Below are 10,572 nucleotides of genomic sequence, written 5' to 3'. Positions count from 1 at the left end.
GCGCTGACCTCTCCCCCCTCGCCTTGGAAGCTCGGCCAAGCTTCGATGGAGGTCACGACGATCATGAGGAACAGCGTCGGGATGAATGCCTTGTTGTTGGTCAAGCGGGTCTTCCAGTAGCCGACGCCCCAGGCGACGGCCGCCAGCACGATCGGCAGCGCCCAGAACAGCACCATTCCGGTCTGCTCGCGGGATTGGTACAGCACATAAACGAGGAATCCCAGCGCGAACACGGTCGTATACGCTTGCAGAGCGCTCCAGAGATAGGATTTGCGGAAAACGCTGAGGGCGATGTAATTGACGGTCAGATACGCGAAAAAGCCCATCTGGCTGAACGCGCCGATCAGCAGTCCGACGAGCACCATATTGAAGGTATTGAAGCCTGCGCCCGACCAGCCGTAGGCTCGGAGCGTCTGATCCATGAGCTGCATCGCAAGGCCGGTGACGAGCGTGGCGCCCGCTCCGATAGCCATCGTCGTCCAGAACAGGAAAAACCACTTGCGGATTGTCATTGTTGCTGCATCCTCCCAAACCGAGTTCGATCTGATCATTATCTTACCATGAACGGGTGAAAAAGCTAAGGCTTGGCCCTGATATTCCCCCGCTCCTCCGCACATACTGTACCTATCCCCGCCGGCTCCAAGCTCCACCCGGACCGGCAAGCGAAGGAAAGGAGCCTCAAGCGCATGAACGTGAAACGGGCCTTGTACGGTATTTTACTCGCTGCCTTGTCCGCAACCCTTCTCTCCGGCTGCGGCGCCGAACCGCAAAGCGGAGGCGGGCAGCAGCTGAGCTATAAAGACATGAAATCGATGGTGATCGACATCCTGAAAACCGAGGACGCGCAAAAAGCGCTTCAAGAAAGCCAAATGAGCGCCTCAGGCACGAGCGAGAGCGGCATCAAGATGCTGTCGATGCAGGACGCCGAAAGCGTGCGGATGGCGGTGAAAGAGACAATTACGTCGCCGGACTACGACAAGGTCATCAAGACGATGATGACCGATACGCGCTTTGCCGGCGAATTCGCCAAGGCGGTCAACAAGCAGAACAAGGATATCCATAAGGAGCTCATGAAGGACCCGGCATATCAGAAAGAGCTCATTGCCGCCATGAAGACGCCGGAAATGGACAAGATGATCCTTGAGGTGCTGATGAGCGGCCAGTATCGCAAGCAGGTCATGACGATCATGCAGGAGTCGATGTCCAATCCGCTCTTCCGCGTGGAGATTTTGGATCTGCTGAAAAAGGCGGTTCAGGAAGAGCTGCGCGTCAAGCCGGAGGAGAAGGTCGATACGAAGTCCTCTTCGGGAAGCGGCCAGGAAGGCGGGAGCGGCGGAGAAGAGGGCGGCGGCGAGGAAGGCAGCGAGGAGAGCAGCGAAGAATCATCGACGTAGGCTCATGCGGGCTCGAATGCAAAAGCAGTCCCCTACCCGAGGGGACTGCTTTTTTTACGATATAGGCGGGCGGGCTTACCAGGTCCGGGCGATGACCCGATCGGCCAGCTCCAGGTAGAGCTGTCCCGTTTCGGTTTCGGCTTTGTAGACGGAAGGGGAGAAGTCCCGCTCCGACACATGGTTGTCCGGAGCGCCAAGCGGAATCTGCGCCAGCAAATCGGTGTGGAGGTTTTCCGCGAGGCGGGCTCCTCCCCCTTTGCCGAACACATATTCCTTTTCGCCCGTCGATGGGCTCAAGTAATACGACATGTTCTCCACGACGCCGAGAATCTCATGCTCCGTGTGCAGCGCCATCGCGCCGGCACGGGCAGCGACGAACGCCGCTGTCGCATGCGGAGTCGTCACGATGATCTCCTTGCTCTGCGGGAGGATCTGATGCACGTCGAGAGCGACGTCGCCCGTGCCCGGCGGCAGGTCGAGCAGCAGGTAATCCAGCTCTCCCCACTCGACTTCTTGGAAAAAGTTGCGCAGCATGCGGCCGAGCATCGGCCCGCGCCATACGATCGGGCTGTTGTCCTCGACGAAAAAGCCCATCGAGATGACCTTGACGCCGAAGCGCTCGATCGGCTGAATGCGGCCGTCGACGACTTCCGGCCGCTCCTCGATGCCCATCATGTCAGGCACGCTGAAGCCGTAGATGTCGGCGTCGACGAGTCCGACGCGCTTGCCCCTGCGGGCCAGCGCCACCGCGAGGTTGACGGTGACGGTCGATTTGCCGACGCCGCCCTTGCCGCTGGCGATGGCGATGAATTCCGTGCCGCTCTCCGCGGAGAGCAGCGGCACGCCCTCCAGGCCCGCCCCGTGGCCTCGCACGGGGGCGGCGCCTGCAGCGCCTGGCGCGGCGGCAGCGCTCGGCGCCGCGCCAGGGGAGGCCCCGGCAGGGGCGGCAGGCTGCGCCGCCGCTGCCGGGGCTTCCAGGGGCCGGAACCGCAGATGCGCGGTCTCGGCCCCTGCCTGCGCGAGCGCTTCGCGCAGCGCGGCTTCCAGCGGCGCGCGCTCGGCGCCGCTCGGGACGAGGACCGTCAGCGAAGCTTGACGGTCCTTGGCCATAATGTCGCGGACGGACGTTCCGTCCGCGAAGCGAGCCGTGACAGCATTCACGGCTTCCAATACTTGTTCGCGTGTGAGCATAGTTGCGGTCTCCACCTTCCGGCATGCATCGAAGCGGCGGGACTTTCGCGCCGGCCGCTTCGAATGGGTATGCTCCTAGTATAGCATACCGGAAGCTCCGCTTTCCTTACGGCCGCGCCGCCTTGTCCGTCGTTCCGGCTGGACGCTCGCCGCTGCTGTAACGCAGGATCCCCTTGTAGATGGAGGCCGCGACCTGCCGCTGGTACGTGCCGTCGGCCAGCCGCGCCGCTTCTCCGGGATGGGAAAGGAATCCGACCTCGACAAGAGCGCTTGGAGCCGTCTTGACCGCCTTGAGGAGATAAACCGTATTCGGCGCCTTGGCCGCGGAACGATTCGTATTGGCCAGATTGAGCCTGATCTCGTCTTGGATCAGATAGGCAAGCGCCGGGTTGCCCTCATGGTTCGGATAATAGAACGTCTGCGCCCCGGACCATCTGGGCGAGGGGATGCTGTTCATGTGGATGCTGACCATGAGATCGGCCTTCTTCTCCTCCACGAAGCGCGCTCTGGCGACGAGATCTTCCGTCTTGCGGCTTTTGTATCCTTTGGTCTCCGCTCCCGCCAGATCCTGATCCCCTTCCCTCGTCACATAGACGATCGCGCCGGCTTGCTGCAAATAATCCCGCAGCTGAAGCGCGATCGCCAGATTGAGGTCTTTTTCGATCAGCCCGCTCTTGCTGACCGCCCCGCCGTCAGGACCGCCATGCCCGGCGTCAAGCACGACCGTCTTGCCGCTGAGCGGAAGCGTCCAAGTCGTTCCGATGCTGGCCGAAGGCAGCTGCGTCAGCAGCAGTCCCCCGAGAACAAGCAGCATCAGCGAGGCGAGTCCGATTCGGGACCAGCCGCGCGAGCTGATCCAGACGACGAGCCGTCGACGAGTCGGATACAGTCCATGCCTTCCTTCCCGGCCTTTTTTATCTCGAACGTCCTGCATAATAAAAAACACCCCATCCCGCGTCGATGATCGGCTCAGGCTTATCCAAGCCTATCGCTATCATCCACTATATGGGACAGGGTGCTGCTTCATGCCTCGAACAGGGGCGCTGCCGCTTTAGGAATGCGCCGGCTGCTCCTGCATGCCCTCGATCAGGATCTGCGCGACCTCGGGCCGGGAGAACTCCGGAGGCGGGCAAATGCCGGCACGCAGCATCTCGCGGACTTTGGTGCCGGACAGCGCGACATGCTCCGACTTGTCATGCGGACACGTTTTGCTGGTCGCCATGTTGCCGCATTTCCTGCAGAAGAAGCTGTGCTCGAAATAAAGCGGCGTAATGTCGAGATCCTCGGCCGCGAACGTCTTGAGCAGCTCCTGCGCCTCGTACGTGCCGTAGTAGTCGCCTACGCCCGCATGATCGCGTCCGACGATGAAATGCGTACATCCGTAATTTTTGCGCACGAGCGCATGGAAGATCGCTTCGCGCGGCCCGGCATAGCGCATCGCTGCAGGAAAGACGCCAAGGAACGTGCGGCTCTCCGGATAGTAATTTTCCAGAAGCGCCACATAGCTCTTCATACGGACGTTGGCCGGCACGTCATCCGACTTCGTCTCTCCGACGAGCGGGTTCAGGAATAGGCCGTCTACGATCTCCATCGCGCATTTTTGAATGAATTCATGGGCGCGGTGGACCGGGTTGCGGGTTTGGAAGCCGACGACGGTTTTCCAGCCTTTTTCGGCGAAGATGCGACGGGTATCGCTCGGATCGAAATAAAACTCGCCGAACTTCTCCGGCTGCGGACGGTTCAGGACGGTGATCGGACCGCCCACGTACGTGCTGGAGCGGGAGAACAGCTTTTTGACGCCGGGATGCTCCAGATCGTCCGTCTTGAACACCTGCACCGCTTCGCGGCGCTGATCGACGGTGTAGATGCTTGCCACGTCGAGCAGGCCATAAACGACGCCATCCTCGCCCTTCAGCGCGACCCGCTGGCCGATCTTCAGCTCGGCTGCCGTCTGCTCGTCGATCGGAAGCGTAATTGGAATGCTCCAGACGATGCCGCTTTCGAGCCGCATCCGTTCGACGACTGAATGGTAATCGGCCTCCGACAGGAAGCCCTCCAGCGGGGAAAAGGCTCCGACGCCGATCAGATCCAGATCGGAGACGGTCCAGCTGTCTACCGTCAGGCTTGTGAGCTGACTTGCTTCCTCGAGCAGTTGCTCCCGCTGCTCGCCGGCGGCGATCCGGTTGACGAGTACTCCGCCATGGGGCTTGATGCTAGACATGATTCCGTTATCCTCCCTTGGGCTCACTTGTGCAGGCCGCATTCGGTTTTGTCGCTGCCCGACCAGCGTCCCGCGCGCGGGTCTTCGCCCGGCGCGACCTGACGCGTGCACTGCTCGCAGCCGATGCTCGGGAAGTTGCGGTCATGGAGCGGGTTGTAGATGATGTCGTTGCTGCGGATATAGTCCCATACATCGTCCGAAGTCCAATGGGCGATCGGATTGAACTTGACGAGGCCGAATTTCGTGTCGTATTCGATCTTTTTCGCGTTGGCGCGAGTCGGAGCCTGGTCACGGCGAATGCCGGTAATCCACGCCTCGTATTGCGAAAGGATGCGCGTCAGCGGCTCGACCTTGCGAATGTTGCAGCAGGCGTTCGGATCGCTCTTCCACAGCTCCTCGCCATGCTGAGCCGCTTGCTCCTCCGGCGTGAGCACCGGCTTCACCTGGACGAAACGGATCCCGTAGCGCTGCTCCATGCGATCGCGCGTTTCATACGTTTCCTTGAAGTGGTAATCCGTATCGAGATAAAAAACATCCGTCTTCGGGCTTACTTTGTGCAGCATGTCGACCAGCACGACATCCTCCGCTCCAAAGCTGCAAGCAAACGTTATATTGGGAAACGTCTCGACGGCAAATTTCAGGATCTCCTCCGGCGATGCGGTTTCAAGCTTCACGGCTTGTTCGGCGATCAGCGCCTCTTTTTCCAGCAAGTTCAATGTCCGGTCCCCTCCCCTATGTTAAAACCAAGTAAGTCCGTATGGTTTTAATTATACGGGGTAGACCTCTAATGTTCAATTGCTTAATTGAGGGCAAAATGGCCGAATTTCCGCGTCAGATAAGGATTCTTTATCCTCTGGATAAGGCGTCCTTATACGATTCGATACACTCCGTCACGGTCGGCGCCCCGAGCCAGATCGGTCAAATAACGGAAGAAGGCCTCCGGATCGACATCGTCGACGACGGTTACGATTCGTCCGCCCTCGGAAGGGATGGTCCTTCCCTGCGATGGACCATCCGCCAGGACATCGCAAGCCACTTCATGAGAAGAGACCAGCTCGGGCTTGCCGATGATGGCGGTCGTCAGCACATCCCACAGGTAGTACGTGGAATTGGTCGCGAAATGCACGAGCGGCGGAACGGTCGCGTAGCATTGGCCGAGGAAATCGATGCCCTCGAATCGGCGCAGCTGCGCCCACTCTTTGCGCGTGTCTACTGTCAGCGGAACTTTGTTCGTGCTTTCCAGAGCGACCATCTCGATCTTGATGCCGCTATCCCATACGCGCTTGGCCGCCTCCGGATCCCAGAACGCGTTCCACTCCGCCGTTCCGTCATGCTCCGGTTCATGCACGTTCCCGTCCGGGAGGAACGTTCCGCCCATCCAGTACAGCTTCTCGATCTTGGCTTCGATCGAAGGATCGGCGTCCAGCGCGCGAGCCAGGTCGGTAAGCGGGCCGGTGAACAGCAGCGTCGCCTTTTCCGGGCACTTCGACACCTTTTCGATCAAATCCAGATGCGCCGGCTTGGCGGCTTCCTTCGTCACGACATCGGAGCGCTCGTTGAGCAGCGGCAGCGCGTCGACATAGAACGCATGCATCCTCCAGTCTTTCGGAAACGGATTTTTCCCCCTCGAATTGCTGCGCGCCACTTCAAGTCCCTTGAGCTCGGCACGCCCGTAACGGTCGATGATCTTGCGACTGGCGGAAACGGCTGGCTCGACATAACAGTCCGCATCAATGACCGACACTCCGATCAGGTCGACTTGCTCCATCTGCAGCAAAAGAAAAAGCGAGACGAGGTCGTCTACGCCTCCGTCATGGTTGAAATAAACCGGCAAAGCTTTTGTCATCGTATGTACCTCCCGTGATGTTGGTCGTTCGCAAAAGGACAAGACTGCATCCTGTCTTATTATAGCCTGCCCATAAAACCCTGTCGAAAAAGAAAAAGCCTTTCCCGATGAATCGGGAAAGGCTGTACGTTCGATTAACGTTTGGAGAACTGAGGAGCACGGCGAGCTGCTTTCAGGCCGTATTTCTTCCGTTCTTTCATACGTGGGTCGCGCGTCAGGAAACCAGCGCGCTTCAGAGATGGACGGAACTCCGGATCTGCCTTCAGCAGAGCGCGGGAGATGCCGTGACGAATCGCGCCAGCTTGGCCGGAAGTGCCTCCGCCATGCGCAAGTACGATGATGTCGTATTTGCCGACAGTTTCGGTCAGAACGAGCGGTTGCTTCACGATCAGCTTGAGCGTTTCGAGACCGAAGTACTCGTCCAGCTCGCGCTTGTTGATGATGATGCGTCCTTCACCCGGCACGAGACGTACGCGTGCTACGGAGTGTTTACGACGACCAGTGCCATAGTATTGGACTTGAGCCATTGTAGGGTCCTCCTTCGATTAACCGCGCAGCTCGTAAGCTACCGGATTTTGAGCTTGGTGCGGATGCTCCGAACCAGCGTATACTTTCAGCTTCAGCTTCATTTTGTCGCCCAGACGGTTTTTCGGCAGCATGCCGTGTACCGCATATTCCACAAGGGATTCCGGCTTCTTTTTCAGCTGATCTTTGGCAGGCGTAACTTTCAGGCCGCCCGGATGCATGGAGTGACGGTAGTAGTTCTTGTCATTCCATTTGTTGCCCGTCAGGACGATCTTCTCTGCGTTGATGACGACGACGAAATCGCCCGTGTCAACGTGAGGCGTGAATTGAGGCTTGTGCTTGCCGCGGATCAGGCTGGCGACTTCGCTGGCCAGACGGCCGAGCGTTTGGCCGGATGCGTCGACGACGTGCCAGTTGCGTTGGACTTCGTTCGTCTTCGCCATATAAGTGGTGCGCATGGGAGATCCTCCTTCAATGGTTGGCTTTCGTTTATGGTCAATCTTCGGTTACAGTTCGTAGTCATGTTGGATGCTGCTTGTCTTGCCTATTTCATGGATGTAGGTGCAATTCTTATGCGGGGCTGTGGGAGAGCCAATAAGAAAGCACAAGTTATATATTACAATAAAGGAGAGCCCAGCGCAAGGATTTTTACTTCTCCGCATCGCCATATTCGACATTGATCAACGTCAGTCCGTGAGCGACCGCAGTCGGTCCCGCCAGCAGACGATTCCGTCCCTGCAGCATGCCTGGAATCGCAGCCGGGGCAATCTTGCCTTGTCCGACATGGATGAGCGTGCCGGCTATGATCCGCACCATATTGTAAAGGAAGCCGTTGCCCGTCAAATAAAGCTCCAGCCGCTTTTCCTCTTCCTTCAGCACAGCGCTGTATATCGTCCTCACGTGAGACTTCTCGTCGGCATGATTGGTCGTGAACGAGGTGAAGTCATGCTCGCCTTGCAAATGACGGAGAGCCTCGCGCATCGCAGCGACATCCAGCTTGGGGGAAGGATGATGGAATTCGAAGTTCCGGCGAAACACGTCGTGGAACTTTCCCGTGCAGATCGAGTAGCGGTACGTCTTGCGCTTGGCCGAAAACCGGGAATGAAAAGCATCGGGAACTTCCGCCGCCGACTCCACGACCCGAATATCTTCGGGCAGACGGCTGTTGAGCGCAAGCGCCCACCGTTCGACCGCGATTCGGGAGTCGGTATGGAAATTGAAAACTTGGCCCTCCGCATGCACGCGCGCATCCGTCCTTCCGGATCCGATGATCCTCGTCCGGGTTCCGGTGAGCGTCTCGATCGCCGACTCGATGATGTCCTGGATCGTGTTGCCTCCCGGCTGCGTCTGGAATCCGTTGTAGCGAGTTCCATCGTAGGCGATCTTCATCCGAATGTTTCGCAAGCCGCATTCTCTCCTTGCTGCAATCTACTCCTTGAGCTTGTCCATGAACCCGATTATGGACAAAAGAAAAAAGGTGGCCTCATCGGTCCACCTTTTGCCTGCTGCCCGCGGGCGGCAGTCGCTGGATTAAGCGCGGTCAACCAGTTCCAGGTAGACCATAGGCGCAGAGTCGCCGCGACGAGGTCCCAGCTTGAGGATCCGGGTGTAACCGCCTGCGCGCTCCGTGTAACGGCCCGCCAGTTCGCCAAACAGCTTTTGGATTGCGTCCTGCTCTCCGTCGATCGTCTCGCGGCGCACGTAAGCGGCCACTTGACGACGAGCGTGGAGATCTCCGCGCTTTGCCTTCGTAATGAGTTTCTCTGCGATCGAACGCACTTCTTTGGCTTTCGCCTCCGTCGTTTGAATGCGCTCGTACAGGAAAAGGTCGGTCACAAGGTCACGGAACAGAGCTTTCCGAGCGCTTGCGTCGCGTCCCAGTTTCGAGTATGCCATCGATTTCCCCTCCTTGATGCTATTCTTCTGTGCGGAGGCCCAAACCGAGTTCTTCGAGCTTCTCCTGAACTTCCTCCAAAGACTTGCGGCCCAGGTTGCGGACCTTCATCATGTCTTCTTCGGTTTTCATGGTCAGCTCTTGCACGGTATTGATGCCTGCACGTTTGAGACAGTTGTAGGAACGAACGGACAGGTCCAGCTCCTCGATCGTCATCTCGAGAACCTTTTCCTTTTTGTCCTCTTCCTTCTCAACCATAATTTCCGCGTCTTTGGCTTCATCGGTCAGTCCGACGAACAAGTCCAAATGCTCGGTCAGGATCTTAGCGCCGAGGCTTACGGCCTCTTCCGGACGGATGCTGCCATCGGTCCACACTTCAAGCGTCAGCTTGTCATAGTTGGTGACTTGGCCGACGCGAGTGTTTTCGACGCTATAGTTGACACGGGTAATTGGCGTGTAGATCGAATCAACAGGAATGACGCCAATCGGCTGGTCTTCGCGTTTGTTGCGGTCGGCTTGCACATAACCGCGGCCGCGATTGGCGAAAATCCTCATATGGAGCCGTGCGCCGGAAGCTAAGGTTGCGATATGAAGATCAGGGCTGAGAATCTCGACATCGCTGTCCGCACGGATGTCGCCCGCGGTAACGTTCCCTTCGCCTTCTGCGTCAATTTCCAGTACCTTCTCTTCGTCGGAATGGATTTTGAGCGACAGGCCCTTCAGGTTCAGGATCATTTCGGTCACGTCTTCCATGACTCCTGGAACCGTGGAAAACTCGTGAAGCACTCCGTCAATCTGAACGGACGTCACTGCCGCGCCGGGAAGCGACGAGAGCAGAATGCGGCGAAGCGAGTTTCCGAGAGTCGTCCCGTAGCCCCGTTCGAGAGGCTCGACGACAAATCGGCCATATGCTCCATCGTCACTCAGCTCTACGGTTTCGATTTTCGGCTTTTCGATCTCAATCACTAGTGTACCCTCCTTCAAAACGTCGCTCCGTATCTATAACGTTCCATGGCGTCAAATCTTGTAGTATGCCAAAGCTTCACAACCATTATTCACAAGTTGTCGCAATTTGATACCACAGACTTCGACGAACTATACGCGACGGCGTTTCGGCGGACGGCAGCCGTTGTGAGGAACCGGCGTTACGTCTTTGATCAGGTTGACTTCAAGGCCAGCGGCTTGAAGGGAACGGATCGCAGCTTCGCGGCCTGCGCCCGGACCTTTAACCATAACCTCGACGGCTTTCATGCCATGCTCCATAGCGGCTTTCGCAGCGGCTTCGGCAGCCATTTGAGCGGCGAAAGGCGTGCTTTTGCGGGAGCCCTTGTAACCAAGGTTGCCGGAGCTCGCCCAGGAGATCGCATTGCCGTGCGGATCCGTGATCGTAACGATCGTATTGTTGAACGTCGAGCGGATGTGGGCAACGCCGGACTCGACGTTTTTCCGATCGCGACGTTTCGTACGTACGACTTTTTTAGCTTTAGCCATTGTTCGTTAT

The 10,572-nt window shown here is 58.1% G+C and carries 13 protein-coding genes (1 of these 13 cut by a window edge); 1 reads left to right on the top strand and 12 read right to left on the bottom strand.

From position 1 onward, the window contains the following. Positions 1-512 carry the 5' portion of a KinB-signaling pathway activation protein gene (locus NYE40_RS03480; RefSeq protein ID WP_028598231.1) on the bottom strand. It extends 130 nt beyond the left edge of the window, so only the first 512 of its 642 coding nucleotides appear in the window; its start codon is at positions 510-512; its stop codon lies beyond the left edge, outside the window. A 174-nt stretch (positions 513-686) separates the two neighbouring features. Here NYE40_RS03480 and gerD point away from each other — a divergent pair, with 174 nt between their 5' ends. Next, positions 687-1,394, top strand: a complete 708-nt coding sequence (gene gerD / locus NYE40_RS03475; protein ID WP_028598230.1) for a spore germination lipoprotein GerD — start codon at positions 687-689, stop codon at positions 1,392-1,394. A 75-nt stretch (positions 1,395-1,469) separates the two neighbouring features. Here the strand turns inward: gerD and NYE40_RS03470 are convergent, their stop codons facing one another. The 11 genes from NYE40_RS03470 to rpsK all read right to left on the bottom strand — a co-directional run bounded on the left by NYE40_RS03470 (position 1,470) and on the right by rpsK (position 10,562). After that, entirely contained in the window at positions 1,470-2,585 is a 1,116-nt protein-coding gene (locus NYE40_RS03470) for an Mrp/NBP35 family ATP-binding protein (RefSeq protein WP_339279301.1), read from the bottom strand. A 106-nt stretch (positions 2,586-2,691) separates the two neighbouring features. Next, positions 2,692-3,519: an N-acetylmuramoyl-L-alanine amidase CwlD gene (cwlD, locus tag NYE40_RS03465; protein WP_339279300.1), complete on the bottom strand. Its 828-nt coding sequence runs from the start codon at positions 3,517-3,519 to the stop codon at positions 2,692-2,694. A gap of 117 nt (positions 3,520-3,636) precedes the next feature. After that, the gene (sat, locus tag NYE40_RS03460) at positions 3,637-4,806 is read right to left on the bottom strand and encodes a sulfate adenylyltransferase (RefSeq protein ID WP_339279299.1); all 1,170 of its coding nucleotides are present in this window, start codon (positions 4,804-4,806) and stop codon (positions 3,637-3,639) included. 23 nt (positions 4,807-4,829) lie between these two features. Beyond that, entirely contained in the window at positions 4,830-5,522 is a 693-nt protein-coding gene (locus NYE40_RS03455) for a phosphoadenylyl-sulfate reductase (RefSeq protein ID WP_339279298.1), read from the bottom strand. A 152-nt stretch (positions 5,523-5,674) separates the two neighbouring features. Next, positions 5,675-6,652 (bottom strand): nucleoside hydrolase, encoded by a 978-nt coding sequence (locus tag NYE40_RS03450; protein WP_028598226.1) that lies wholly within the window; start codon positions 6,650-6,652, stop codon positions 5,675-5,677. A 134-nt stretch (positions 6,653-6,786) separates the two neighbouring features. Beyond that, on the bottom strand, positions 6,787-7,179 hold the full coding sequence (gene rpsI / locus NYE40_RS03445; RefSeq protein ID WP_028598225.1) for a 30S ribosomal protein S9: 393 nt from the start codon (positions 7,177-7,179) through the stop codon (positions 6,787-6,789). 18 nt (positions 7,180-7,197) lie between these two features. Beyond that, positions 7,198-7,635, bottom strand: a complete 438-nt coding sequence (gene rplM, locus NYE40_RS03440; protein ID WP_028598224.1) for a 50S ribosomal protein L13 — start codon at positions 7,633-7,635, stop codon at positions 7,198-7,200. Between the two features lie 190 nt (positions 7,636-7,825). Next, on the bottom strand, positions 7,826-8,581 hold the full coding sequence (gene truA / locus NYE40_RS03435) for a tRNA pseudouridine(38-40) synthase TruA (protein ID WP_028598223.1): 756 nt from the start codon (positions 8,579-8,581) through the stop codon (positions 7,826-7,828). Positions 8,582-8,707: 126 nt separating this feature from the next. Next, positions 8,708-9,073 carry a 50S ribosomal protein L17 gene (gene rplQ, locus NYE40_RS03430; RefSeq protein WP_028598222.1) on the bottom strand — a complete coding sequence of 122 codons (366 nt, stop codon included), beginning with the start codon at positions 9,071-9,073 and terminating at the stop codon, positions 8,708-8,710. A gap of 19 nt (positions 9,074-9,092) precedes the next feature. Then, positions 9,093-10,037: a DNA-directed RNA polymerase subunit alpha gene (locus NYE40_RS03425; protein ID WP_028598221.1), complete on the bottom strand. Its 945-nt coding sequence runs from the start codon at positions 10,035-10,037 to the stop codon at positions 9,093-9,095. Between the two features lie 129 nt (positions 10,038-10,166). Next, positions 10,167-10,562: a 30S ribosomal protein S11 gene (rpsK, locus tag NYE40_RS03420; protein WP_028598220.1), complete on the bottom strand. Its 396-nt coding sequence runs from the start codon at positions 10,560-10,562 to the stop codon at positions 10,167-10,169. Positions 10,563-10,572: the final 10 nt, after the last annotated feature.

The sequence above is a fragment of the Paenibacillus sp. FSL W8-1187 genome (assembly GCF_037965485.1).
GTDB lineage: Bacteria > Bacillota > Bacilli > Paenibacillales > Paenibacillaceae > Paenibacillus_O > Paenibacillus_O pasadenensis.
This window is presented reverse-complemented; position numbering and strand designations above follow the sequence as displayed.